Origin of the sequence: Microbulbifer elongatus (assembly GCF_021165935.1) — a bacterium.
GTDB classification, from domain to species: Bacteria; Pseudomonadota; Gammaproteobacteria; order Pseudomonadales; family Cellvibrionaceae; genus Microbulbifer; species Microbulbifer elongatus.
The window spans coordinates 1,098,356-1,122,703 of the sequence record NZ_CP088953.1; the positions used below are offsets into that span (position 1 = coordinate 1,098,356).

The 24,348-nt window shown below is 59.0% G+C and carries 20 protein-coding genes; 10 read left to right on the plus strand and 10 right to left on the minus strand.

The window, feature by feature from the left end; all coding sequences use genetic code 11:
- Nucleotides 1–52: 52 nt before the first annotated feature.
- From LRR79_RS04575 to LRR79_RS04600, 6 genes are all read right to left on the minus strand, one after another.
- The gene (locus LRR79_RS04575) at nucleotides 53–973 is read right to left on the minus strand and encodes a hydroxymethylglutaryl-CoA lyase (protein ID WP_231759229.1); all 921 of its coding nucleotides are present in this window, start codon (nucleotides 971–973) and stop codon (nucleotides 53–55) included.
- 14 nt (nucleotides 974–987) lie between these two features.
- The gene (locus LRR79_RS04580; RefSeq protein ID WP_231759230.1) at nucleotides 988–2,991 is read right to left on the minus strand and encodes an acetyl-CoA carboxylase biotin carboxylase subunit; all 2,004 of its coding nucleotides are present in this window, start codon (nucleotides 2,989–2,991) and stop codon (nucleotides 988–990) included.
- Nucleotides 2,992–3,316: 325 nt separating this feature from the next.
- On the minus strand, nucleotides 3,317–4,114 hold the full coding sequence (locus LRR79_RS04585; protein ID WP_231759975.1) for an enoyl-CoA hydratase/isomerase family protein: 798 nt from the start codon (nucleotides 4,112–4,114) through the stop codon (nucleotides 3,317–3,319).
- A gap of 200 nt (nucleotides 4,115–4,314) precedes the next feature.
- Nucleotides 4,315–5,922 carry a carboxyl transferase domain-containing protein gene (locus tag LRR79_RS04590; protein ID WP_231759231.1) on the minus strand — a complete coding sequence of 536 codons (1,608 nt, stop codon included), beginning with the start codon at nucleotides 5,920–5,922 and terminating at the stop codon, nucleotides 4,315–4,317.
- Nucleotides 5,923–6,098: 176 nt separating this feature from the next.
- Nucleotides 6,099–7,268, minus strand: coding sequence for an isovaleryl-CoA dehydrogenase (locus tag LRR79_RS04595; RefSeq protein WP_231759232.1), 1,170 nt, complete (start codon nucleotides 7,266–7,268; stop codon nucleotides 6,099–6,101).
- 45 nt (nucleotides 7,269–7,313) lie between these two features.
- The gene (locus LRR79_RS04600) at nucleotides 7,314–7,706 is read right to left on the minus strand and encodes a MerR family transcriptional regulator (RefSeq protein ID WP_231759233.1); all 393 of its coding nucleotides are present in this window, start codon (nucleotides 7,704–7,706) and stop codon (nucleotides 7,314–7,316) included.
- A gap of 227 nt (nucleotides 7,707–7,933) precedes the next feature.
- On the opposite strand from LRR79_RS04600, the gene LRR79_RS04605 reads away from it, so the two are divergent.
- From LRR79_RS04605 to LRR79_RS04620, 4 genes are all read left to right on the plus strand, one after another.
- A complete protein-coding gene (locus LRR79_RS04605) occupies nucleotides 7,934–8,431 on the plus strand; it encodes an RNA polymerase sigma factor (protein ID WP_231759234.1) in 498 nt (165 codons plus the stop codon).
- Nucleotides 8,432–8,439: 8 nt separating this feature from the next.
- Entirely contained in the window at nucleotides 8,440–9,078 is a 639-nt protein-coding gene (locus tag LRR79_RS04610) for a DUF2116 family Zn-ribbon domain-containing protein (protein WP_231759235.1), read from the plus strand.
- Nucleotides 9,079–9,159: 81 nt separating this feature from the next.
- Nucleotides 9,160–9,462: a superinfection immunity protein gene (locus tag LRR79_RS04615; protein WP_231759236.1), complete on the plus strand. Its 303-nt coding sequence runs from the start codon at nucleotides 9,160–9,162 to the stop codon at nucleotides 9,460–9,462.
- 97 nt (nucleotides 9,463–9,559) lie between these two features.
- Nucleotides 9,560–9,901 carry a hypothetical protein gene (locus LRR79_RS04620; protein WP_231759237.1) on the plus strand — a complete coding sequence of 114 codons (342 nt, stop codon included), beginning with the start codon at nucleotides 9,560–9,562 and terminating at the stop codon, nucleotides 9,899–9,901.
- Nucleotides 9,902–9,956: 55 nt separating this feature from the next.
- Here the strand turns inward: LRR79_RS04620 and hutH are convergent, their stop codons facing one another.
- The 3 genes from hutH to hutC all read right to left on the minus strand — a co-directional run bounded on the left by hutH (nucleotide 9,957) and on the right by hutC (nucleotide 14,409).
- Nucleotides 9,957–11,507, minus strand: coding sequence for a histidine ammonia-lyase (hutH, locus tag LRR79_RS04625; protein ID WP_231759238.1), 1,551 nt, complete (start codon nucleotides 11,505–11,507; stop codon nucleotides 9,957–9,959).
- A gap of 158 nt (nucleotides 11,508–11,665) precedes the next feature.
- Nucleotides 11,666–13,339 (minus strand): urocanate hydratase, encoded by a 1,674-nt coding sequence (hutU, locus tag LRR79_RS04630; protein WP_231759239.1) that lies wholly within the window; start codon nucleotides 13,337–13,339, stop codon nucleotides 11,666–11,668.
- A gap of 341 nt (nucleotides 13,340–13,680) precedes the next feature.
- Entirely contained in the window at nucleotides 13,681–14,409 is a 729-nt protein-coding gene (hutC, locus tag LRR79_RS04635; RefSeq protein ID WP_231759240.1) for a histidine utilization repressor, read from the minus strand.
- Nucleotides 14,410–14,686: 277 nt separating this feature from the next.
- Here hutC and hutI point away from each other — a divergent pair, with 277 nt between their 5' ends.
- The 3 genes from hutI to LRR79_RS04650 all read left to right on the plus strand — a co-directional run bounded on the left by hutI (nucleotide 14,687) and on the right by LRR79_RS04650 (nucleotide 19,641).
- Nucleotides 14,687–15,916, plus strand: a complete 1,230-nt coding sequence (gene hutI, locus LRR79_RS04640; RefSeq protein WP_231759241.1) for an imidazolonepropionase — start codon at nucleotides 14,687–14,689, stop codon at nucleotides 15,914–15,916.
- The gene (gene hutG, locus LRR79_RS04645) at nucleotides 15,900–16,853 is read left to right on the plus strand and encodes a formimidoylglutamase (RefSeq protein WP_231759242.1); all 954 of its coding nucleotides are present in this window, start codon (nucleotides 15,900–15,902) and stop codon (nucleotides 16,851–16,853) included. Before hutI ends, hutG begins: the two co-directional genes overlap by 17 nt.
- Nucleotides 16,854–17,151: 298 nt before the next feature.
- Nucleotides 17,152–19,641, plus strand: coding sequence for a TonB-dependent receptor (locus LRR79_RS04650; protein WP_231759243.1), 2,490 nt, complete (start codon nucleotides 17,152–17,154; stop codon nucleotides 19,639–19,641).
- A gap of 71 nt (nucleotides 19,642–19,712) precedes the next feature.
- Here LRR79_RS04650 and LRR79_RS04655 read toward each other — a convergent pair whose 3' ends face one another.
- On the minus strand, nucleotides 19,713–20,297 hold the full coding sequence (locus tag LRR79_RS04655; protein WP_231759244.1) for an NUDIX hydrolase: 585 nt from the start codon (nucleotides 20,295–20,297) through the stop codon (nucleotides 19,713–19,715).
- A 203-nt stretch (nucleotides 20,298–20,500) separates the two neighbouring features.
- Here LRR79_RS04655 and ampC point away from each other — a divergent pair, with 203 nt between their 5' ends.
- The 3 genes from ampC (at nucleotide 20,501) to LRR79_RS04670 (ending at nucleotide 24,242) form a co-directional block, all read left to right on the plus strand.
- The gene (gene ampC, locus LRR79_RS04660; RefSeq protein ID WP_231759245.1) at nucleotides 20,501–21,721 is read left to right on the plus strand and encodes a class C beta-lactamase; all 1,221 of its coding nucleotides are present in this window, start codon (nucleotides 20,501–20,503) and stop codon (nucleotides 21,719–21,721) included.
- 3 nt (nucleotides 21,722–21,724) lie between these two features.
- A complete protein-coding gene (locus LRR79_RS04665) occupies nucleotides 21,725–21,940 on the plus strand; it encodes a hypothetical protein (protein ID WP_231759246.1) in 216 nt (71 codons plus the stop codon).
- 376 nt (nucleotides 21,941–22,316) lie between these two features.
- Entirely contained in the window at nucleotides 22,317–24,242 is a 1,926-nt protein-coding gene (locus LRR79_RS04670; protein ID WP_231759247.1) for a TonB-dependent receptor plug domain-containing protein, read from the plus strand.
- Nucleotides 24,243–24,348 lie beyond the last annotated feature (106 nt).

A 24,348-nucleotide genomic window follows, 5' to 3' on the forward strand; every position in this document is an offset into this window, starting at 1 on the left:
TAGTATCAGATCGCGATGAATCTGGTGACCTTGTGCGCAATACCGCTGCGGCTCAGTCGCCCTCGATGACGCCGGGCTCGCCGGCAATGGCGCGGGCGACTTTAGAGCCGCTGTCGCGGCCCAGTGCCCGGGAGATAAAGTTGCCAGCCTTGGCCAGACGGGCGAGGTCTACGCCGGTGTGAATGCCCAGTCCGTCCAGCATGTAGAGCACATCTTCGCTGGCCACATTGCCGGAGGCGCCGCGGGCGTAAGGGCAGCCGCCGAGCCCGGCCACCGCGGAATCCACCACGGTCACACCGGCCTGCAGGGCCGCGTAGATATTTGCCAGAGCCTGGCCGTAGGTATCGTGAAAGTGTACCGCCAGCTTCGCCATTGGTACCTGCCGCGCCACGGTTTCGATCATGTAACGTGCCTTCTCCGGCGTGCCGACACCAATGGTGTCACCGAGGCTGATTTCGTAGCAGCCCATATCCAGTAGCGCTCTACTCACCTCTGCTACCTTCTCGGCATTGATCTCTCCCTCACAGGGACAGCCGAGCACACAGGACACATACCCCCGCACCGGGATGCCGTCGATGCGTGCCTGCTCCGCCAGGGGGCGGAAGCGTTCGAGGCTTTCTTCGATGGAACAGTTGATGTTCTTGCGGGTGAAACTCTCCGACGCCGCACCAAACACCGCCACCTCGTCCGCTCTGGCGTCCCGCGCCCGCTCGTAGCCCACCATATTGGGGGTGAGGGCGCTGTAGGTGATACCGGGCGCGCGGCGGATACTGGCGAGCACCTCTTCGCTGGAGGCCATCTGCGGTACCCATTTGGGGCTGACGAAGCTGCCCGCTTCGATCACGCTGAGGCCGCTGTCGCTGAGCAGGTCGATCAGCTGTACCCGGGTCCCCACTGAGATGGGTTGCTTCTCATTCTGCAGGCCATCCCGAGGGCCAACTTCGACGATTTTTACACGGTCTGGAAGTGCCATTGATTTAACTCCCATCAGTCTTCGGTGGTTGCAGCGCTGAAGTCGATCAGCAGGCTGCCGCCGTCCACCAGTTCTCCAGCGGCGCAGAAGAATTGATTGACGGTGCCGTCCGCCGGCGCGCGCAGTGTGTGCTCCATCTTCATCGCTTCCATGACCAGCAGGGGCTGATCCTTGCTGACGCTTGCACCGGGCTCGGCCAGAAGGGTGACGATAGTGCCGTTCATGGGGGCTTCCAGCCCGTGGGCGGTATCGGCGCTTTCGCCGGTGTCCGGTGGCAGGATTTTGAAGTCCACCTGTTCGCCACTGACAAACACCGTGCCCTCGTCGTCGTGGGCCACGCTGGAATAATTCACCCGGCGCCCGTCGAGCACCGCGACATTCTGTCCGTGCAGGGCGGCAATCATTCCGCTCTGGTTGTCCACCGCTGCACTGCATTGCCAGTGCAGTGCATCTTCGCTTCCGGAGAAGCGGATTTCGATCTCGCGCCCGTGTACTTCGACTTTTTTGCTGCGCCACAGGGTGAGCCCGTTGCGCCAGTTGTTGCCGCTGTGCCAGGGCGAAAAGGGATCCGCTTTGGGGGCTGAGCGATGCAGTGCGCGGGCTTCACTGTGAAACAGAAAGGCGGCGATGGCGGCACACTGCTGGGAACGCAGTTGCTGTTCCTGCTGCAGGATTTCCTGCTCGTGATCTTCGATAAAGTGCGTATTCACCCGGCCATTGACGAAGGCGGTGTGATTGATGACCCGGCGCAGAAATTCGATATTGTGGCGCAGTCCGGCAATCTGATATTGCTGCAGGGCGCGGTCCATTTTCGCCAGGGCCTCGCGGCGGTTGCGACCGTGCACGATCAGTTTGGAAATCATCGGGTCGTAGTGCACGCTGATTTCGTCGCCGGTCTGCACGCCGGTGTCCACGCGCACGGATTTGTCTTCCGCGGGCGGTTGGTGCCGCAGTAACTTACCGGTAGCCGGCAGGAAGTCGTTGTCCGGATCTTCCGCGTAGATACGCACTTCAAAAGCGTGCCCGATAATACTGAGTTCTTCCTGGGCCAGTGGCAGGGAGTCACCAGCGGCCACCGACAGCTGCCAGGCGACCAGGTCCTGTCCGGTAATCATTTCCGTGACCGGGTGCTCTACCTGCAGGCGGGTGTTCATTTCCATAAAGTAAAAGGCGCCGCCGGCATCCAGCAGGAACTCGACGGTGCCGGCGCCCACGTAACCGATGGCATGGGCGGCGCGCAGGGCAGCCTCTCCCATCTGTTTGCGGGTTTCGGGGGAGAGGCCGGGCGCTGGGGCTTCTTCCACCACTTTCTGGTGGCGTCGCTGGACGGAGCAGTCGCGCTCGAACAGGTAGACACCTTTGCCCTGTTTGTCGCAGAACACCTGAATTTCCACGTGGCGTGGGTTCACCACGTAGCGTTCGATCAGCATGATGTCGTCATTGAAGGCGTTCTGGGCTTCGCGCTTGGCGGCATCCAGTGCTGCATGGAATTCGTCGGGGTTGTCGACCCGGCGCATGCCTTTACCGCCGCCGCCGGCGGCGGCCTTGAGCAGTACGGGGTAGCCGATGCGATTGGCGTGGCCTTCGAGAATGCCGGGGTCCTGGTTCTGGCCGTGGTAGCCTGGGACCAGGGGTACATTGGCTTCTTCCATGATCCGTTTGGCGGCGGATTTGGAGCCCATGGCGTCGATGGCGGCGGCGGGTGGGCCGACAAAGACGATGCCGGCTTCTTCGCAGGCGCGGCAGAAGTGGGCATTCTCGGAGAGGAAGCCGTAGCCCGGATGAATGGCGTCGGCGCCGGTGCGTTTGGCGGCGGCGAGGACTTTGTCGATGTCCAGGTAGGATTCTTTGGCCGGTGCGGGGCCGAGGTGTACGGCTTCGTCGGCCTGCTGGACGTGCAGGGCGTTGGCATCTGCGTCGGAATAAACCGCGACGGTGGCGACGCCGAGGCGACGCGCGGTGCGGATAATACGACAGGCAATTTCGCCGCGATTGGCGATCAGCAGTTTGCGAATCATGGCTGGCTCTGTTTTTCCCTGGTTTCTAGGGTGCTCTGATCTATTACGGTGGCGGCCGGTCACCGGGTGTGGGTTTTCAGGACCGGGCTAGGCGCCCCCCTGCGAATACATCCCTGTACGCTTCGTCGGCAACGTCCCTGTTGCCGACGATCCTGAAAACCCACACCCGGCGCCCGGCCTTCGATTTGGGCTTTTGTACTTCGTTAGTTCTGGATTCCGGATGCTTTTGTCATGCCGGACTCGATCCGGTACCGGAATGACGAAATTGCAGTGTCACTTTGAGCATCGTCATCCCGGACTTGATCCGGGATCCAGACTGCGAGGCTTAATCCTCGCTCGAATTCATCCAACTGGGCGCACGCTTCTCCAGAAACGCACTCAACCCTTCCTGTCCTTCCGGCGACACACGGACGGCAGCAATCAACGCACTGGTCTGCCCCTGCAGCTCGTCATTGACGACTCGGTTGGACATGGACATGGCCAGTTGTTTGGCCATGGTCACAGCGTTGGGGCCGTTGTCGGTAATGCTGTTCACCAGTTTCTGTACCGTCAGGTCCAGTTCGGCTTCCTGCACGACTTCGGAAACCAAGCCGATTTCTTTCGCGCGTTCTGCGGAGAAGCGCTCGGCAGTCACAAAGTAGCGACGCGCCTGGCGGGTGCCGATGGCGTTGATGACGTAGGGGCTGATGGTTGCCGGTAGCAGGCCGATTTTGACTTCGCTCAGGCAGAAGCTGGCGCGCTCGGCGGCGACGGCGATGTCGCAGCAGCTGACCAGACCAACGGCGCCGCCAAACGCAGCGCCCTGCACGCGGGCGATGGTGGGAGCGGGGAAGTTGTCGAGTTTGTGCAGCATGGCAGCGAGGGTGGCGGCGTCGGTGCGGTTTTGTTCTTCAGTGTAATCCGCCATACGCTTCATCCAGTTCAGGTCGGCGCCGGCGGAGAAGTTTTTGCCGTTGGAGGCGAGAATCAGTGCACGCACTCCGCCACTGCGGGCGAGGTTGTCGAAGGTTTCGCCCAGCTGGCGAATCAGGTCGTCGTCAACGGCGTTGTGGATTTCCGGGCGGTTGAGGGTAACCGTGGCAACGCCTTCGTTGTCGATTTCGCACAGCATTTTTTCGGTCATGGTGTTCTCGCTCAAAATAGTTCCTTGGTTCTGGGCTTCGGAGCAGGTCCTGTGGCGGTCCTGCTAGCGTGGCTACTTTGCGGGACACGCTGTGAATACATCCCTGTACGCTCTGCACCGGCATCCATGCCGGTGAAGGTCCCGCAAAGTAGCCACGCTACCAGAACCTTCGCTTGGAGTGATCTACTCCGTTGCGGCAATTACATTCTGAAGACCCCGAACTTCGTCTCCTCAGGCTCCTTGTACGTCGCTGCGGCGAGGCACAAGCCCAATACCTGGCGGGTATCTTTTGGATCAATGACACCGTCATCCCACAGTCGCGCGGAGGCGTAATAGGGGTGTCCCTGGTGCTCGTAGTCGTCAATAATCGGCTGCTTGAACTTGGCGATGTCTTCCTCGCTCCAGTTCTCGCCTTTCGCTGCCATCTGATCTTTCTTTACCTGCGCCAATACACCTGCCGCCTGTTCGCCGCCCATCACCGAAATGCGCGCGTTGGGCCACATAAACAGGAAGTTGGGATCGTAGGCGCGGCCGCACATGCCGTAGTTGCCGGCACCGAAAGAACCGCCAATCAGAATCGTGATCTTGGGTACCTTCGCGGTAGCCACCGCGGTCACCATCTTGGCGCCGTGCTTGGCAATGCCGCCGGCTTCGTACTGCTTGCCCACCATAAAACCGGTGATGTTCTGCAGGAATACCAGCGGAATATTGCGCTGGGCACACAACTCAATAAAGTGCGCACCTTTCTGGGCGCTCTCGGCAAACAGGATGCCGTTGTTGGCCACAATGCCCACCGGGTAACCGTGAATCCGCGCAAAGCCGGTCACCAGAGTAGTACCGTACATCGCCTTGAATTCATCAAACTCCGAACCGTCCACAACCCGCGCGATAATCTCGCGCACATCAAACGGCTGACGGGAATCTTTCGGCACAATGCCGTAGATTTCTTCCGGTGGATAAATCGGCTCGATCGGCTTCTGTACATCCAGCCCCGGATTTTTCACCCGGTTCAGACGCGCTACGGAATTGCGCGCAATTTCCAGCGCATGGGTATCGTTATTGGCAAAGTGGTCGGATACCCCGGAAGTCTTACAGTGCACCTCCGCACCACCCAGCTCCTCCGCAGAAACTTCTTCCCCGGTCGCTGCTTTTACCAGCGGTGGCCCGGCGAGGAAAATCGTCGCCTGCTCCTTCACCATAATGGACTCATCCGCCATCGCCGGCACATAAGCACCGCCCGCGGTACAGCTACCCATCACCACCGCAATCTGCGGAATATTCTTCGCAGACAGGTTCGCCTGATTAAAGAAGATACGCCCGAAATGCTCGCGATCCGGGAACACATCGTCCTGGCGCGGCAGGTTGGCACCACCGGAATCCACCAGGTAAATACAGGGAAGGTTATTCTGCTCTGCAATCGCCTGCGCACGCAGGTGCTTCTTCACGGTCAGCGGATAATAGGTGCCACCTTTCACCGTCGCATCGTTGGCGACGATCACACAGGGCTGACCGGCAACAGTACCGATACCGGTCAGAATTCCCGCCGCCGGCACGTCTTCACCATAAACGTCGTAAGCGGCCAGCTGCGAAAACTCCAGAAACGGGCTGCCCGGATCCAGCAGTGCGTCGATACGCTCGCGGGGCAGTAATTTACCGCGCGATACATGCTTCTCCCGCGCCCGCTCACTACCGCCTTTGGCAATGGTTTCCAGCTTTTCCCGCAGGTCATCCACGATGCTCTGCATCTGCTCACGGTTTTCTGCAAACGCCGGATCGCGGGAATTAATCTTGGTCTGAATCTGATTCATAAAAAATACGAGGCCAATTCGTAGTCAGAATCTCGATGCGAAGGTGCTACCGCTAGTAGGGGTTCGCTGGACCTTCTGCGACAGGGATGTCGCGGAAGAGCCCCCATGGATGGGTTCACGGCGTGTTCAGCGAACCCCTACGAGCGGTAGCACCGCCACTGAAATATAAAAAGAACTTAGCGAGTCTCGTTAAACAACTCGCGCCCAATCAGCATGCGGCGGATCTCGGAAGTTCCCGCGCCAATCTCATACAGCTTGGCATCACGCAGCAGACGGCCGGTCGCGTACTCATTGATGTAGCCATTGCCACCCAGGGTCTGAATGGCCTGCAGCGCCATCTGCGTCGCACGCTCCGCAGTAAACAGGATTACCGCCGCAGAATCCTTGCGCGAATCCTCACCGCGGTCACAAGCCTTGGCTACCGAATACAGATACGCACGGCTCGCATTCAGATCCGCATACATATCCGCAACCTTGCCCTGCATCAGCTGGAACTCACCGATCGCCTTGCCAAACTGCTTGCGCTCGTGAATGTACGGAACCACGATATCCATACATGCCTGCATAATCCCCACCGGGCCACCCGACAGAATCGTACGCTCGTAATCCAGACCGCTCATCAGCACACGCACACCGCCGTTCAGCTGACCCAGAATATTTTCCTCCGGCACCTCACAGTCCTCAAACACCAGCTCACAAGTGTTCGAACCGCGCATCCCCAGCTTGTCCAGCTTCTGCGCCTGCGAGAAACCTTTGAAACCGCGCTCCACAATAAACGCCGTAATACCCCCGGAACTGATACCCGGCTCCGTACGCGCATAGATCACATAAGTGTCCGCATCCGGACCATTGGTGATCCACATCTTGTTGCCGTTCAGAACAAAACGGTCACCCTTCTTCTCCGCCTTCAACTGCAGGCTCACCACATCGGAGCCCGAGTTTGGCTCACTCATCGCCAGCGCACCGATATGCTCACCGGAACACAGCTTTGGCAGATACTTCGCCTTCTGCTCCGGCGTACCGTTCTTGCGAATCTGGTTTACACACAGGTTGGAGTGGGCGCCGTAGGACAGGCCGACGGACGCGGACGCGCGGGAAATCTCCTCCATCGCCACCGCATGGGCCAGATAGCCCATATTGGAACCGCCGTATTCCTCTTCCACCGTCATACCCAGCAGGCCCAGTTCACCGAATTTCTTCCACATATCGGCGGGGAACAGATTGTCTTCATCGATCTGCGCCGCGCGCGGGGCCAGTTCTGCCTGACAGAACTTGTAGACCATATCCCGCAGCATATCGATGTCTTCACCGAGGTCGAAATTCAGGGTTGGGTAAGGGGTGTTCATGGGCTGCTCCGCAGTGAATCAGTCAGAGTATTGTTTGAGTAAGTGTCAGTTGTTGTGTTCTTTCAGCGCCGCCTGGGTGCGGGCTGCCGCCTCGTCCAGCTGCGCGAGCATCTTCTCGATATCCCGCTGCTGCTCGCGCAGCTGCTGGCGCTTGGCGTCGATGCGGTCGAGGAGGCGATTGAGCTGCTCCACATTGCCGTGGGTCGGGTCGTACATGTCGATGATTTCCCGGCTCTCATCCAGCGAGAAGCCCAGGCGCTTGCCGCGCAGAATCAGCTTCAGCCGCACCCGATCCTCTGGCGTGTACACCCGCGTCTGGCCGCGCCGCTCCGGGCTGATCAGCCCCTTGTCTTCATAGAAACGGATGGTGCGGGTGGTAATCCCGAACTCCTGGGCCAGCTCGGAGATGCTGTAGCTATTGGCGGTAGTAGTGCTCATATCGGGTGATTCCTCAGATCTGCCCGAAGTCTAGTTGACGTTTACGTTAACGTAAATGTCAATCTGGGCCAAATTGTGACTGAAGCTCTCTCATTGGTTTCATTCGTGCGGGGTCCCCGCCGGCGGAAGCGGCGGAAATTTTATGTAAGGTTTTGGCGCCTCTGGGTACAGTAACTGGCACTACCCGCCTCAGGCGGCCCCAAAGATATGGAAAGAAGAACCACAAATTGGACGCGCGCGAACAACTATTCCAGCAACTGATCGAGGATTGCGGCGGCGGCATTGCCCGCCTCGCGGGCAGTTACGTGCGCAATCAGGCCGAGCGAGAAGACCTGGTGCAGGAGATCTGGCTGGCCATCTGGCGGGCGCTACCCGGGTTCCGGGGGGATTCGAGTCTGCGCACCTTCGTCTATCGCATCGCCCACAACCGCAGCGTCACCCAATTGGCCCGTCGCCGCGACGGTGAGGATAGTGACGTGCTGGAAACGGTCGCCGATGAGCGCCCGGGGCCCGAGGCGCAATTGGAGCGGAGCCGCGATGCGGAGCGACTGATGCACGCGGTGTCTCAGCTGCCACTGGGGATGAGACAGGTGCTCACACTGCGCTTTGAAGGTTTGAGCTACAGCGACATCTCTGAGGTGCTGGGGATCAGTGAATCTAATGTGGCGGTGCGGCTCAACCGCGCTCGCGATCGCCTGAATACAAAATTGAGTGAAACGGTGTGAATCAATCCATGAGTGAGCAAGAGAGTGGTAAGCCGGCAATTGATCAAGGCGCCGACGATGGCTTACAGGAACTGGCCAATCTTTGGCAGCAGGCCCCGGTTGCGGTACCCGTGCCCGAGGCCATTCGCGTGCAGGTCCGCCGGCAGGAGCGGCGCATGCGTTTGTATGCCTGGCTCGAATGGATTGCGTCGATCGTGATTGGGGTTGGTGGGGTTTACCTGATGCTCAATAGTGAAGTCGGCGACGCTCCCTGGCGGGCGCTGCTGGTAGTGTTGCTTTTGGCGTGGGCAATGGCCTTCTCTGTTTCCAATCGCCGCGGTATATGGGAGCCACTGGAAGAATCGGTGCGCGGCTATCTGGATTTGGCGCGACTGCGCCTTGTACGCAAGCGCCGTATGTTGCGCTTTGCCTGGCTGTTTTTTATTGCCGAGCTGGGGATATTCGCGGTTTGGCAGTGGTTGTCGGGCTTTGGTTGGCTGGAGCCCATTTTTGTGGGTGATGGACACTTTGCCCTCAACTGGATTGCCGTGTTTGCGCTGGCCATGGGCGCCTGGAGTCTCTGGTACTCGCGTCGCATAAAAAGCAGTGAGCAGCAGATTGCGGAATGGCAGCAGGAAAATATCGCAGCGACTGAAAATAAATTGTAAGTAAACCGGTGCTAGCAGTACTACAAAAGGTATCGATCGATCAGCGAATAACGAACTTCAATCATTAAAGAGATATTAATCATGTTGTCGAACCTTGAACAAAAATTTTCCGGTTTTCTCGAGCTTCTTGCGCAGATGGATCCGCTCCAGACTGTTGGATTCGTCATCTTCTTTTTCGCAATCTGGTTTTTACCCAGCCTTCTCGCGATCTTTTTCAATCGTGGGCATCTGGGGAAGATCTTTCTCGCGAATATCCCGGCGGGACTGTCCTGGATTGCCTGGGTGGCACTGCTTGCATGGGCGGCAACCGGCAAGATGAACGGGAAGCTCGCGGCGAAGTATGGAAAAGGAGCTTCCAGGGAGGTCGCAACAGCCGAGGGGTAAATTAGAAGAGCTGCGCGCCACAGATCGCCGTCAGGTGGCGCGATTCGCATTTGTGTGCCATATCTTTTGATTACCCCGGTGCAAAAGGAGGTCAAAGGTGAAAAAGTCTGGCAGCCAGTCCCACAAGCACAATGCCAACTGCGGGCACACTGCGATCAAACACGGCGATCATGTCGATTATCTGCAGGACGGTCACCTGCACCACCCGGATGGGGGCAGCAACAGTGAGCATGTATTGGAGGTGAATGCCACCAACCCAGATGCGTGCAAGCCGATGAACCCCGCTTGCGATCCCGATCACACCCATGGCCCTAACTGCGGGCATGAAATGGTGCCCCATGGGGATCATTTCGATTACCTGGTAGATGGTCGTCTGCACCATGTGCACGGAGATCACTGTGACGACCACGGCCCTGTGGAAGTCGTGAAAGGGCATTGACTGAATTCTGGCGGAGGCATCTCCGCCAGAAGGTCGGCCTGGAGAAAAAACCCGATTACTGGTTGCTGGGCAGCATTTCAGTGGCCAGATAATCGCGATAGTAGGCACTCGCCAGCAACTGCTTGGCCTCCTCGATATCCGGTGCGAAGTAGCGGTCCTTGTCGTAGAAGGGCACGCGCTCGCGCAGGGCGGTCTTGGCGCTTTCCAGCTTTTCGGTAGTCTTCAGCGGCGCGCGGAAGTCGAGGCCCTGACAGGCCGCCAGCAGCTCCACTGCAAGGATACCGCAGGTGTTGTCCGCCATATCCCGCAGACGGCGGCCGGCGAAGGTGGCCATGGACACATGGTCTTCCTGGTTGGCGGAGGTCGGCAGTGAGTCCACGCTCGCCGGATGGGCGAAGGTCTTGTTCTCACTCGCCAGTGCCGCGGAAGTGACCTGTGCGATCATAAAGCCGGAGTTCACCCCGCCGTTGTCCACCAGAAACGGCGGCAGGCCGGACAGGTTCGAGTCGATCAGCAGCGCCATGCGGCGCTCGGACAGGGAGCCGATTTCCGCGATCGCCAACGCCAGATTGTCTGCCACCATCGCCACCGGTTCCGCGTGGAAATTACCACCGGAAATAATGTCGGAGTTTTCCGGGTTTTCACCATCAGTAAACACGAGCGGGTTATCGGAAACACCGTTGGCTTCCGCCAGTAAGACCTCAGACGCAAAGCGAATCTGCTGCAGGCAGGCGCCCATTACCTGGGGCTGACAGCGAAGGCTGTAAGGGTCCTGCACTTTCTCGCAATCCTCATGAGACGCGCCAATTTCACTGTTGTCCCCCAGCAGGTCGCGATAGCTCGCGGCCACATCGCGCTGTGCCTGCTGGCCGCGGGCCATATGGATGCGATCGTCGAAGGGCCGGCGTGAACCCTTGGCAGCTTCCAGGGTCAGCGCACCGGTGACCACAGCGCCGGCGAACAGGTCTTCCGCGGAAAAGAGTCCCTGCAGGGCAAAGGCGGTGGACGCCTGGGTGCCGTTCAGCAGTGCCAGGCCTTCTTTTGGTGCCAGCACCAGTGGGCGCATTTCTGCAAAACGCAGACCTTCCGATGCGGCCTTGCGCTCGCCGTTGATATAGCACTCGCCTTCACCCAGCAGCACCACGCTCATATGCGCCAGCGGTGCCAGATCGCCGGAGGCGCCCACGGAGCCTTTTTCCGGAATGGCCGGGTAGACGCCGGCGTTGACCAGCTTGATCAGCGCCTGGATGACTTCCAGGCGGATTCCGGAAAAGCCGCGGGCCAGAGAGTTGATCTTCAGCACCATCAACAGGCGCACGGTGTCTTCACTCATAAAGTCGCCGGTGCCGGCAGCGTGAGACAGCACGATGGCGCGCTGCAGGGTTTCCAGATCTTGCTTTTCGATACGGGTATTGGCCAAGAGGCCGAACCCGGTATTGATGCCGTAGACGGTGCGACCCTGATCCAGTACGTCGGCGACGGTTTTCGCGGAGGCTTCGATGGCCCCATGGGCGTCTTTGTTCAGGGTCAGTTTTACCGGCTCGCGGGCGACGCGGCGCAGTTGTTCCAGGCTCAGCTGCCCGGGGGTGATTTCCAGTTGGTACATATGATTTTCACCAATGAATAGGTTTATCCCGTCATACCGGCGAAGGCCGGTATCCAGCGAATTGGCAGCGGAGTTTTCTGGAGCTCCGATGCTGGATGCCGGATGCTTTTGTCATGCCGGACTAGATCCGGTACCGGCATGACGACTTAAAAATTTGATCAGTCCTTCAGCATCGGCAGGTCCAGACCCTGCTCTTTCGCGCAGTTTTTCGCAATGTCATAACCCGCATCCGCATGGCGCATAACGCCGGTGGCCGGGTCGTTCCACAGCACGCGCTCGATGCGTTTTTTCGCCGCATCGGTGCCGTCACACACGATGACTACACCACTGTGCTGGCTGAAGCCCATACCCACGCCGCCGCCGTGGTGCAGGCTTACCCAGGTGGCGCCTGAGGCAGTATTCAGCAGCGCGTTCAGCAGCGGCCAGTCGGAGACGGCATCACTGCCGTCCATCATGGATTCGGTTTCGCGGTTGGGGCTCGCGACGGAGCCGGAGTCGAGGTGGTCGCGACCGATGACTACCGGGGCCTCCAGCTCGCCGTTGGCGACCATTTCGTTAAATGCCAGCGCCAGGCGCGCGCGGTCTTTCAGGCCGACCCAGCAGATACGTGCGGGCAGTCCCTGGAACTGGATACGCTCGCGGGCCATATCCAGCCAGTTGTGCAGTTGCGGATTGTCCGGGATCAGCTCTTTTACCTTGGCGTCGGTTTTGTAAATGTCTTCCGGATTCCCGGACAGCGCCGCCCAGCGGAAGGGGCCGACGCCTTCGCAGAAAAGCGGGCGGATGTAGGCAGGCACGAAGCCGGGGAAATCGAAGGCGTTTTCCACCCCTTCTTCAAATGCCATCTGGCGGATGTTGTTGCCGTAATCCAGGGTGGCGGCGCCGCGCTCTTGCAGGGTAAGCATGGCCTGTACCTGCACGGCCATGGATTTTTTCGCTTCCTTGACCACCAGCGCTTCGTCGCGTTTACGCATCTCTGCTGCCTGGTCCATTGTCCAGCTCCGGGGCAGATAGCCGTTCAGCGGGTCGTGGGCGGAAGTCTGGTCGGTAACGCAGTCCGGCAGGATATTGCGCTCGACAATTTCCGGGAAAATATCCGCAGCGTTGCCCAGTAGGCCGACGGAAATCGCTTCGTCTTTTTCCATGGCGTCGTTGATCATTGCCAGGGCTTCGTCGAGGCTGGTGGCTTTTTTGTCCAGGTAGCCGGTGCGCAGGCGGAAGTCGATGCGGGTTTCATCGCACTCGACGGCGATCATGCAGAAGCCGGCCATGGTGGCGGCCAGGGGCTGAGCACCGCCCATGCCACCGAGGCCGCCGGTGAGTACCCATTTGCCTTTCGCTTGACCGTCGAAATGTTTGCGGGCGACTGCGGCAAAGGTTTCATAGGTTCCCTGGACGATGCCCTGGGAGCCGATGTAGATCCAGGAGCCGGCGGTCATCTGGCCGTACATTGCCAGGCCTTTTTTATCCAGCTCGTTAAAGTGTTCCCAGTTGGCCCAGTGGGGGACGAGGTTGGAGTTGGCGATAAGTACACGGGGGGCGTCGGCGTGGGTTTTGAAAACGCCGACGGGTTTGCCGGATTGCACCAGCAGGGTTTCGTCGTCTTCCAGGCGTTTGAGTACTTCAACGATTTTGTCGTAGCACTCCCAGTCCCGCGCGGCGCGGCCGATGCCGCCGTACACGACCAGGTCTTCCGGCCGTTCGGCCACGTCCGGATGCAGGTTGTTCATCAGCATGCGCAGGGGGGCTTCGGTGAGCCAGCTTTTTGCATTCAGCTTGGTGCCGGTGGGTGCGGCAATTTTGCGGCTGGGATCGTGACGTTTGTCGGTCATGGTTGCCTCGTCTATTTCCAAATTCTGTGGGTAGTTTTGAATCGGAATTCGGTGGACTTTTGGTCCGGAGTTTTAAATTTAATTCTGTGGCGGCGGGGCACCGGGCAAGGGTTTTCAGGACCGCTGCGAGTACATCCATGTACGCTGCGTCGCAAACGTCCCTGTTTGCGACGCTCCTGAAAACCCTTGCCCGGCACCCCGCCTTCAATTCGTGCTTCTTTCCTTCGAGTCTCGTCATCCCGGACTTGATCCGGGATCCAGTGCCTCCGAGCTGGCAGCGAATCTGGATGCCGGATACTTTTGTCATGCCGGACTCGCTCCGGTACCGGCATGACGAGCTACTAAAATCTGAGTTGTGCTCCCAATCGGTATCGATTTCCCGGATGCACCAGCCGCGCAAAACTCACCGTGCCCGCACTACTTTTCGTACGCCGCCAGATCTGCAGACACGCCGTTCCCGGTTCGATTTCCAACGCTCTGCCAATCGCCTCATCGGCACCAATTGCTTCTACCGTGGTATCCACCTCTGTCAGCGGCGCCACGCGGGTCAGGTATTCATTGGGTGTAGCCGCGTGGAAGTCCTGCTGCAGGTATTCCGGCACCAGTGTGGGGTTGGTATAGCGTTCTTCGAACTGGATCGGTAGGTCGTTGTCCAGGTGGACGATGATGGAGTGGTAGACAGCACTGCCCTCGGTGAGGCCGAGAGCGACCGCGACTTCGGTGTTGGCTTCGGTCTGCTCCAGCTTGAGGATGCGGTTGCTATAACTGTGACCGCGGGCGGCCACTTCGTCGGCGATATTGCGCACTTCCAGCAGGGAGCCGGCGGGCACCGGTTCGGCGACGAAGGTGCCGAGGCCCTGGGAGCGGATCAGCACCCCTTCGTCGGTGAGCTCGCTGAGCGCGCGGCGGGCGGTCATACGGCTGACGTTGAAGTCCTGGGCCAGCTGGTTTTCCGAGGGCACACGGAAGTGCGCGGGCCATTCACCGGATTCGATCTGGGCGCGGATATGCGCCTTGATGGCGGCGTAGCGGGGCTGGCTTCCGGTGTCTGTGGATAACTGACTGCTCATACTTGTGTGGTCTTTGCCTGCTCGGGTAGAGTGTCCGCCTGGTTGTACATTCTTGTATATACAAGTTTGTTGGTGGGGCAACTATGGATTTGATGTGGGAGGCTGTCAATAGGTGGGTGGTTGTTCGCCTGAAACCCCGCCCCCAGTGCCTGACCGCCACCGCAGGAGGCCAAGGTGCCCGGCCGCCACGAAACGAAATTCGAGCCCAGGTGAGAATCCGCGCCAAACTCCCCCAACAGGGCTATCGTTACAAATAACGCCAATTCAGTGAGCGACTATGACCGAACGCTGTGATCTGCTGATTACCAATGTCCACGCGGCCACCATGGATCCGTCCCTGCCCGGCGCCTATGGCGCGGTGGAGGATGCCGCGGTGGCGGTGACGGGCAACAAGATTGTCTGGATCGGGCCGCGCCGGGAGCTGCCCGACTGCACCGCCGATCAGGTGATCGATGGGGAAGGGCAGTGGCTGACCCCCGGGCTGATCGACTGCCACACCCACCTGGTATATGGCGGCCACCGCGCCGGCGAATTTGCCCGTCGCCTGGGTGGGGAAAGCTATGAAGAAGTGGCCCGCGCCGGCGGCGGTATCCTCTCCACCGTGCGCGCTACCCGCGCCGCCAGCGCCGACGATCTTTACCGCAAGGCCGAACCGCGCCTGAAAGCCTTGATGAATGAGGGCGTCACAACCATCGAAATCAAATCCGGCTACGGTCTCGATCTCGACACCGAGCTCAAGCAGTTGCGGGTCGCCCGCCGCCTCGCCCAGCACTACCCGGTGAACATCCTCACCACCTGCCTCGCCGCCCACGCCCTGCCGCCGGAATACGACGGCCGCGCCGATGACTATATCGACCTGGTGTGCAACGAAATCCTGCCCGCCGTGGCCAAAGAGCAATTGGCGGATGCCGTGGATATGTTCTGCGAAACCATCGCCTTCTCCGTCGAACAGTGCGAGAAGGTCATCAAGGCAGCACAGGCACTCGATCTACCGGTAAAAGTCCACGCAGAGCAGCTCGCCGCCACCGGCGCCACCAGAATGGCCGCGCGCGCCGGCGCTCTCTCGGTAGAGCATATCGAATACATCACCGCCGAAGATGTCGCCGCCATGGCCGAAAGCGGCACCGCCGCGGTGTTGTTGCCCGGTGCCTTCTACACACTGAAAGAAACCCGTGTGCCGCCCATCGAATCCCTGCGTGCTGCCGGTGTGCCCATGGCAATTTCTACCGATCTCAACCCCGGCAGCTGTCCCATCGCCTCTCTGAGACTGATGATGAATATGAGTTGTAACCTGTTTGGTCTCACCCCGGCGGAAGCGCTCGCTGGGGTGACCCGGTCCGCCGCACGGGCACTGGGTATCTGTTGTTCCCGCGGCGTGCTGCGCGCGGGTCTGCGCGCGGATATGGCCCTGTGGCCTATGGAAACCCCGGACCAGCTTGCCTACGAAGTGGGCGCGCTGAAACCGGCAGAGATTTTTGTTGGGGGGCATCATGTTACAGCTGGCTGATATGCGCCTGTGGAGCGGGCGGGTCGACAGTGAAGATGGCAAGGCCGGCAAGCGCTGGCACCAGGATATAGTGCCGCTGCACCTGGACAGCCCACCGGGGTTCGCGATTCTCGGTTTCGCTTCCGACGAAGGCGTGCGCCGCAACAAAGGTCGTATTGGTGCCGCCAAGGGGCCGCGCATTCTGCGCCTGGCGCTGGCGAACCTGCCAAAAACGTTTGGCGCTCCACTGTACGACGCGGGCAATGTGCGGGTGGAAAAAGACGACCTGGAATCCGGCCAGGCCATGCTCGGCGCCCGGATCACCGAGCTGATGAGTGCCGGACATTTCCCCATGGTACTCGGCGGTGGTCATGAGATCGCCTACGGCAGTTATCAGGGCGTCGCCCGCTGGATGCGCGAACAGCACCGGGACAAAACCCTCGGCATCATCAACTTTGATGCCCACCTGGATATCCGTCTGCCCGCCCCTCAGGGCTCCTCCGGAACGCCGTTTTACCAGATTGCCGAGCAGTGCGACCTGAATGGGCGACCCTTCAATTACCTGTGTGTGGGGGCCGCGGCCACAGCCAATACCCCCGCCCTGTACCACCGCGCAGAAGAGTTGGGAGCACAGGTGATTTCCGACCGGGAAATCGTGCCCTGGCGCATCGAGCTGGTACAGAAACAGATTGCCGACTTTATCGACCGGGTGGATTTTGTCTATCTCACCATCGACCTGGATGTACTCCCGGCGGCGGTAATGCCAGCGGTATCGGCCCCTGCGGGACGCGGCGTGGCGTTCGAACTGTTCGAGCCGCTGCTCGATACCGTGCTGGAATCAAAAAAGGTGTGCCTGGCGGATATGGCCGAGTTCAATCCCTATTTCGATATTGAGGATCACGCGGCGCGTACGGCGGCACGATTGGTGTTTCAGATTGCCAATGGCATCAAGGGCTAGTAGCCGGAGGTTCTGAAAGTACTGAGCCGATGGGCGGGGCTGCATCTCATGGTTGTTCGTAGGCTGTGATTGATAGTTTGTCGCATTTTTCAACTCGCGAGTGGGTGATAAATCTAATTTTTGCGGCAAAAAAAGTTTTTGCTTCTGTTTGAAATGGTGACGCGCTAGTCATTGTGGTAGTTTCCCGAGAGACAGTCGGATAGAAACGCTGCCCTGCAATTGGTACGGGGGTGCCAATTTTGGGGCGGTGAATATCCGTTTGTCCTGCAACCAAGTAACAATAAATTTGGGGAACCTTATGACTAAGCACCAGTTTACAGGGCGGCGACCCGTTGCCCTGGCCATCGCCATTGCCGCTGGCTCGGTTGTGCCCGCGTTAAGCCACGGCGTGGAAATTGAAGAGATCATCGTGACCGCACAGAAGCGCGAGCAGAATGCGCTGGAAGTGCCGGTTACCGTGGACACTTTTTCTGCCTCCGATATGGACAACACCAATGCGCTGAAACTCAGCGACATGGCGGATTTCGTTCCCGGGTTTGAGGTGGGCTCCGGGATCACCCAGTCCGCTCTCAGTATCCGGGGAGTGCGCAGCTCCAATATCAGTGCCGGTGGCGATCCCTCTGTGGCCGTGTTTTACGACGGGGCCTATGTGCCATCGCCAGCGACTTCCATGTCCTTTGCTGACATGCAGCGCGTGGAGGTTTTGAAGGGCCCCCAGGGAACTCTGTTTGGCCGTAACGCTGCCGCCGGTTCCGTTAATCTGGTGCCCAACCAGCCGCAGGCGGATTTTGAAGCGTTCGTTTCCGCTCGCACCGGCAATTACGGCCTCGCGCACCTTGAAGGCATGGTAAATGCACCGGTAACCGACGCGCTGTTCGTGCGCGCCAATCTGATGAGCTTTCAGCGCGATGGCTTTGTCGAGAATGTGTACCCCGGTGCTGAAGATGCCGGTTCTGAGGATATCGTCACCGGCCGCGTTGCCGCCCTGTGGCAGATCAGTGACAGCACCTCGGCGCAACTGTCCTACGACTGGGATGAAGTGGACAATGCCGCGCGTCAGGCGATTGGTGTGAGCGAATTTGCCTACAGCCAGAACCCTTTTGACTACAAGGTTGAAAACGATCTGGTGGACGGTGGCGAGACCCGTTCCATGTCTGCGGTCAACGCCAAGTTGAACCACACCTTCGACGACAACTGGAGTCTGAAATGGGTGTCCAGCTATCGCCAGTGGGAAACCACAAACCGCGAGGAAGAAGATGGCACCGCGGATATCACCCGCTACCTGGACACCAATAATATTTTCGATTCCGATATCGCCTACCACGAGCTGCAGGTGAACTTTGTCGGTGACCGTCTGAATGCGGTGATGGGCGCCAACTATTCCAAAGAGGATATTTATCAGCGCACCAATGTGACCGCTTCTGCGGCGTCCGTTACCCGTCTGGTGACCGGTGACATCGTGAACACCCAGCAGCTGCGCGACCAGATCGCTTACGGTGCTGCTCTGCAAGCGGGTGGTATGCCCGGCGACGGGGCAGCCGGTGACGCTGCCGCGGCCTATGCGCTGGCCGCTCTGGATTCCGTGGAACACCTGTGGGATGAGACAGACTGGGCGACCTTTACCAGCCTGATTGGCATGGGTGGCGCGCCGCAGGCGGATGTCTATTACGATGCCATCGCTGCCGACCTGGGCACCGGTATGCTGTTTGGCCCGGAGCAGTTTGGCGGTCTCTACTGGACCGAGGCGGTGGAAAATACCGGTGACTTCACCAACTACGGCGTATACGTGGATCTGGACTACGCACTCACCGATCAATTCAGTGTGCTCGCCGGCCTGCGGTACAGCACCGACGAAAAAACCTTCACCTGGGAAACACCGGGAACCAGTTTCCGCGCGCTACGCGACGGGGTGAGCGAAGTCATTTTCTCGACCGACGATGCCAACAACGTGGGTGCGGGGGTACGCCGAGCCTCTGACGACCGGAGTGCCACCACCGGACGTCTCGTTGGCCAGTACCAGTTCAGTGACGACGCCATGGCATTTCTGTCGTATTCCACCGGCTACAAATCCGGCGGCTTCGACTCGCTCAACCTTCTTACCGCGGAGAATCCCATCGCGCCGGAGGAGGTGGAAAATATCGAACTGGGGGTAAAAGGCAATCTGCTGGACGGCCTGCAGGTGCAGCTCAGCTACTTCGATATGACCGTCGACAACCGCCAGCGCAGTGTCGAGAGCAAGCCGCCGCAGTCCGCCAATGCTCTGCCTCAGGTGATCAATGGGGACCAGCAGTTTAACGGGGTGGAAGTGACCGTGGATTGGCTGGCAACCGAAGCGCTGCGCTTTGGCCTGGTGACCACGGTCCGTGATGAGGACTCCCAGTGGGAGGATTATTACGACGCCGTTGGTGAGCTGCAGTCCGAGCGTATCAAAGCTTCCGTGGATACCGCCTACACGGCGACCATGGACTGGGCACCGGTGATTCCTGTAGGCGAACTGAACCTGCACCTCAACTATATCTACGCTGAGAACAGCGATGCCCTTGAGCCTGGCTTCCTGGATAGTTTCACTGCCATCGAGGGCGTGGGTGAGGACGACAAACGCCTGAACGGTCGACTGGTGTGGATGAATGGCGGCGGCCAGTACGAACTGGCCCTGTGGGGACGCAACCTGCTGGACAACCAGCGTACTGATGTCCCCAGCGGTCGTTCCATGGCGGCGTTTGGTACCCCCTACACCTCCGTCTCCGAGCCGCGCACCTACGGTGCGGAAGTGCGTTACAACTTCTGACCCCCGCTGGTTCGAACGAAAAATGCCGCCCATCGCTGGGCGGCGTTTTTTTAGAAGATCAGAGGTTTCCCCTAGCGCTCCGGCACTGTCGGATCGCGTTTGGTGGGTTCCGGCGGCACTTCTCGCGGCGGTCGTCGGGCCTCCAGATAGCGTTCGATATAGGGCTTGTGGGTGTAGATCACATCATCCGGCAGGCGGTGAAGATCGAAGAACCGGTATCCGTAGATTTCCCCGTCGCGGATGGTCACCTGCTTGTCTTTGAGGCGTCCGCGAATGGCAATATTAATGATCCCCGAGCGCGGTACCTTGTTGACTTCCAGCACCTCAAAGTCATCGATCCGGATGTCGAGCTCCTCGCGCAGCTCCCGTCGCGCCGACTCCTCGAAAGATTCATTGCGCTCCACCCAGCCTCCCGGCAGCGCCCATTTGTCCTGATAGGTGTGGCGTACCAGCAGCAGCTGATTATTGCGCTCCACAAAATACACCATGCCCACGACAAATTTGTCCGTGAGCGCATAGGAGATATTCCAGCGGATCTTGGGGGGCAGTTTCCGGTAGAGCTCGTACTTCAGACCGGGAAAAGCCACAAAAGCTCCCACTACCAGTGCGCCCAGTAACAGGAGTATCAGGAAGGCTTTCAGTAACAATGCTCGCATGTCCGGTACGGCTTACTCGCGGTCGACTTCTCGGGTGAATGGGTAAAGTGTATCCGACCAGAGCCGGGGCTTTCGAGCAGTTGTTGCCCGGCGGGGAAAATTTCCGGGCTATAGTGCTGTCTCAATTGCACTTTCTGGCGGCCTCACAGTCAGACACTGACAAGCCCAGACGGTTTCAACCGCTCATACAATAAGGAACACTCATGCCGCAGCCCTTTTCGTTATTCCGTGCCGCCAGGGGGTTACTCGCGCTGGCTGGCCTGCTTTCCGGCACCTTGGTGCAGGCAGATTCGGGCGCCGATACGGGCTCCGACCGGCTGGAAGCGGTGGTGGTCGAGGCGGTTCAGCCGCTGGTGGAAAAGTACCGGATTCCCGGAATGGCGCTGGCGCTTACCATTGATGGCGAACCCCATTTTTTTACCCTTGGGGAAACCGCTCTGGAGGATGGTGTGCCAGTGACCGAGCACACGCTGTTCGAGGTGGGGTCCATCAGCAAGACGTTTACCGCGACACTTGCCGCCTACGCAGAGGTCAAGGGTGCGCTGGACTTCCATAAACCGGTCAGCGCCTATTTGCCGCCACTGCGCGGCAGCGCCATGGATCGCGTATCGGTACTCAATCTCGCCACCCATACCGCCGGGTACTTTCCCCTGCAGGTGCCTGAGGAGATCGCGGACGACACGCAGTTGCTGGCGTATTTCCGCAACTGGCAGCCGCAGTATACTCCGGGAACCAAGCGTACCTACTCAAACCCCGGTAGTGGTCTTCTCGGGCTGGTGGCTGCGCGCAGTCTGAACCAGCCGTTCGCCAAGGTAATGGAAGAGCAGATTTTTCGAGGCCTGGGACTTTCCGACACTTACGTACGGGTGCCGGAGAAGAAAATGCACGACTATGCCGAGGGCCACAACAGTCAGCACAAGCCGGTGCGTGTCAATATCGGACTGTTGGGAAACGAGGCCTACGGGGTGCGTTCCACGGCGGCGGATCTGACCCGCTTCCTGGCCGCGCAAATGGAGCTGGTGAAGGTCAGTGACGATTTGCAGAAAGCGCTGGCAAAAACCCGCACCGGATATTTTGAAACGGACTATTACGTGCAGGACATGGTGTGGGAGCAGTACGCACTGCCGCTGTCACAGGCGCGGTTGTTGGCAGGAAATTCTCGCGACATGATCACCCGGGATCAGCCGGTGGGAGCGGTGGGACCACTGTCTCCACAACGGGATGTATTGATCAACAAGACCGGATCGACCGGCGGCTTCTCTGCCTATGTGGCATTTATTCCACAACAGCGTTTCGGGTTTGTGCTGCTGGCCAACAAATATTTCCCAAATAAAGAACGGGTCGAATTGCTGTACAAGATACTCCAGGCACTGCTGCCAGACGCTACCGCGAATTCCAATACCTCTGATACTTCCGAGAGTTGAGCTATGAAAACCGTAATTACCCTATCATGCCTGATTTTCTCCCCGCTGCTGGTGAGCGCCTGCAGCAACCAGCAGATCTACGAGGGTATTCAGCAGAACCGGCTGCAAAACTGTGAAAAATATCCCGACGCACAGTATGCGGAATGTCTCGCTCGCTATCAGAAAGACTACAGGGAGTACGAACGGGAGCGGCAGGCAGTGCTGAAAGGTGCCGAATAGGCGGCAAGTGATCAGGAGTGTCCTTTCATCGCGGTCACTCAGCCCCACCCCTTTCCTGCCAGCTTCAGGTCGTGTCTTCTTCGCCAGGGCCTGACCTTCACGCGACCTTTTCATTTTCGGGAGTTCTCTCACCCCTCCGCAAGCGGGAGCTCCGGAAGTGAAGGTGCGCAGCCTGTTGTGTCACAGTATTCACCCCTCTCCCTCCCTCTACCGTCTGCCATCGCCCCCTTGGCGGAACTTTCAACCCGACTGTCATACCCTGAGCAATTTCTAGTTGTTAAGCTAAATGATAACAACTATCATTCGCGACAAATAAAGTTCTCTCCAGGGAGAACGCAAGGAAACAAAGTTTCAACCCAGGAGAGGTTTCTGACAGATGTTGACGAAAAGTACACTTTCGGCGCTGATCGCGCTCAATCTTGTCGCTGTTCCGGCGATCGCCCAACAATCCAGTGCCCAGGCTGCCGGTGATACTGAAGAGGTGGTGGTGACCGCAACCCTGAATGCTCGAGACAGCGCTACTTCCCCCGCCTTCACCAGTGTGATTACCGCCGAAGAAATTACCCGCACCTCGGTGAACAGTCTTGCGGATCTACTGCGCGATACCGTGGGTGTGAACAACCGTTCCGACTCTCTCGGCCGCGATGAAATTCAGATCCGCGGTATGGGTGGGCGCTACACCCTGGTGCTGGTGGATGGCAAGCGGGTCTCATCCGCCGGGGCGTTGTGGCGTGGCGGCGACTTTGACTACAACTCTGTACCGCTGGGTAGTATCCAGCGAGTGGAAATCGTGCGTGGCCCAATGGCGGCTCTCTACGGCTCCGATGCCATCGGCGGCGTGGTGAATATTATTACCAAGGCGCCGTCTCAGGATTGGCACGGCACCCTCAATGCCGAATACCGCGGCATTGAGGGAGGGGAAGAGGGTGCCCAGCAGCGTTTGAATGCATCCGTGTCTGGCGCGCTGGGTGATCGCGTCACTCAATCGCTGAGTGGGGAAATTTATCAGCGCGATGCCTGGTATCGGGATGCGGAAACCGACGTGCCCGGGCTGGAAGAAAAAGAGTCTGCGAGCCTGGTGAGTACCACGCGTATCAAGCTCGACGATCGCCAGAGCCTGGATGTGGATCTTAGCTACAACAGTGACGACCGCCCTTATGGAATCTACAGCGGCGGCCCGTCTTACCGCGAACAGAATATCGACCGCTTTACCTACGGCCTGACCCACAGCGGCAGCTGGGACTGGGGTAAAACCGTGGTGTTCCTGAAGCAGGAAGACAGCGAGATTGAGGACTTCAACAGCCGCTACGATGCGCCGCAGGACCGTACCCTGAAAGAGGAAAACACCTACGTCAAGGTGTACGGCAGCACCGAGCTGGGCAGCAATGCGCTCACCGCCGGTATCGAGTACCGCGATCAGTCTTTGAAGGATGCCATCTCCTACACCGAAACCGGCTCCGAATCGGTTGCCACCACCTCCCTGTTTGCCCAGGACGAAATTGCCATCACCGAGCGTTTGAGTCTGACCCTGGGCGGTCGCGTCGACGATCATGATCTGTTCGGCAATCACTTCTCGCCGAAAGTGTTCGTGACCTACGCCCTGAATGAGTCTGTAGTGTTGAAGGGCGGCGTGAGTGAGGCCTTCAAGGCGCCGGATGCCTATCAGTCCAGTGAGCAGTATCAGATCATCAGCTGCGGCGGCTCCTGCTATATACCGGGCAATCCGGACCTGGACCCGGAAACCAGTACCAATATCGAGGCCGGTATCGAGGTGCGTGAACAAGCCTGGCGCCTGAGCGCAGTTATCTTTGATAACGATGTGGAAGACCAGATCCAGGCCAGCTTCAGTGAAGCGACCAACTCCCGCGTGTGGATAAACCTGTCCGACTCCCATACCCGCGGAATCGAAATCGATGGTCGCGTAGCCCTGAGCGATGCGGTTGCGCTTTCTGGCAACCTCACGCATATGTTTACCGCAGAGTACAGCAGTGGTGGCGATCCCATTGATGTAGAGCATCAGCCGGAAACCATGGCCAACCTGTCACTCAACTGGCAGCTCACCGATGCCCTCAACGGCAACCTTTCCGCCAACTATCTGGGCGATCAGGTGGACTGGTCCGGCAATCCGCTTCCGGCCTATACCCGCACCGACATCACCGGTGCCTATGACCTTACAGATGCGGTGGACCTGCGCTTCGGTATCAAGAATGTCACCGATGTCGATCTGGAGGAAGAAAATAGCGGATTTTACTCTCGCGAGTTGGGTCGCAACTACTTCCTGAGCGCCAATTATTCCTTCTAGAGAAAGCGAACCCAAGCCCAGGCCCGTTCGCGGGCCACCCTCTTCACAGGGAGGTGCGCCGGGGCCATTGCGCAGGGAAGCGCAGTAGAATGGCTCTGGCAATTTT

What these genes read in the sequence shown, in the direction of transcription:
- LRR79_RS04585 (WP_231759975.1), bottom strand. Translation starts at nt 4,114, where the DNA reads ATGACCGAAAAAATGCTGTGCGAAATCGACAACGAAGGCGTTGCCACG.
- LRR79_RS04670 (WP_231759247.1), top strand. Translation starts at nt 22,317, where the DNA reads ATGTTGACGAAAAGTACACTTTCGGCGCTGATCGCGCTCAATCTTGTC.
- LRR79_RS04600 (WP_231759233.1), bottom strand. Translation starts at nt 7,706, where the DNA reads ATGAGCACTACTACCGCCAATAGCTACAGCATCTCCGAGCTGGCCCAG.
- LRR79_RS04665 (WP_231759246.1), top strand. Translation starts at nt 21,725, where the DNA reads ATGAAAACCGTAATTACCCTATCATGCCTGATTTTCTCCCCGCTGCTG.
- hutC (WP_231759240.1), bottom strand. Translation starts at nt 14,409, where the DNA reads ATGAGCAGTCAGTTATCCACAGACACCGGAAGCCAGCCCCGCTACGCC.
- LRR79_RS04595 (WP_231759232.1), bottom strand. Translation starts at nt 7,268, where the DNA reads ATGAACACCCCTTACCCAACCCTGAATTTCGACCTCGGTGAAGACATC.
- hutH (WP_231759238.1), bottom strand. Translation starts at nt 11,507, where the DNA reads ATGTACCAACTGGAAATCACCCCCGGGCAGCTGAGCCTGGAACAACTG.
- LRR79_RS04590 (WP_231759231.1), bottom strand. Translation starts at nt 5,922, where the DNA reads ATGAATCAGATTCAGACCAAGATTAATTCCCGCGATCCGGCGTTTGCA.
- hutU (WP_231759239.1), bottom strand. Translation starts at nt 13,339, where the DNA reads ATGACCGACAAACGTCACGATCCCAGCCGCAAAATTGCCGCACCCACC.
- LRR79_RS04615 (WP_231759236.1), top strand. Translation starts at nt 9,160, where the DNA reads ATGTTGTCGAACCTTGAACAAAAATTTTCCGGTTTTCTCGAGCTTCTT.
- LRR79_RS04580 (WP_231759230.1), bottom strand. Translation starts at nt 2,991, where the DNA reads ATGATTCGCAAACTGCTGATCGCCAATCGCGGCGAAATTGCCTGTCGT.
- hutG (WP_231759242.1), top strand. Translation starts at nt 15,900, where the DNA reads ATGTTACAGCTGGCTGATATGCGCCTGTGGAGCGGGCGGGTCGACAGT.
- LRR79_RS04650 (WP_231759243.1), top strand. Translation starts at nt 17,152, where the DNA reads ATGACTAAGCACCAGTTTACAGGGCGGCGACCCGTTGCCCTGGCCATC.
- ampC (WP_231759245.1), top strand. Translation starts at nt 20,501, where the DNA reads ATGCCGCAGCCCTTTTCGTTATTCCGTGCCGCCAGGGGGTTACTCGCG.
- LRR79_RS04610 (WP_231759235.1), top strand. Translation starts at nt 8,440, where the DNA reads ATGAGTGAGCAAGAGAGTGGTAAGCCGGCAATTGATCAAGGCGCCGAC.
- hutI (WP_231759241.1), top strand. Translation starts at nt 14,687, where the DNA reads ATGACCGAACGCTGTGATCTGCTGATTACCAATGTCCACGCGGCCACC.
- LRR79_RS04575 (WP_231759229.1), bottom strand. Translation starts at nt 973, where the DNA reads ATGGCACTTCCAGACCGTGTAAAAATCGTCGAAGTTGGCCCTCGGGAT.
- LRR79_RS04655 (WP_231759244.1), bottom strand. Translation starts at nt 20,297, where the DNA reads ATGCGAGCATTGTTACTGAAAGCCTTCCTGATACTCCTGTTACTGGGC.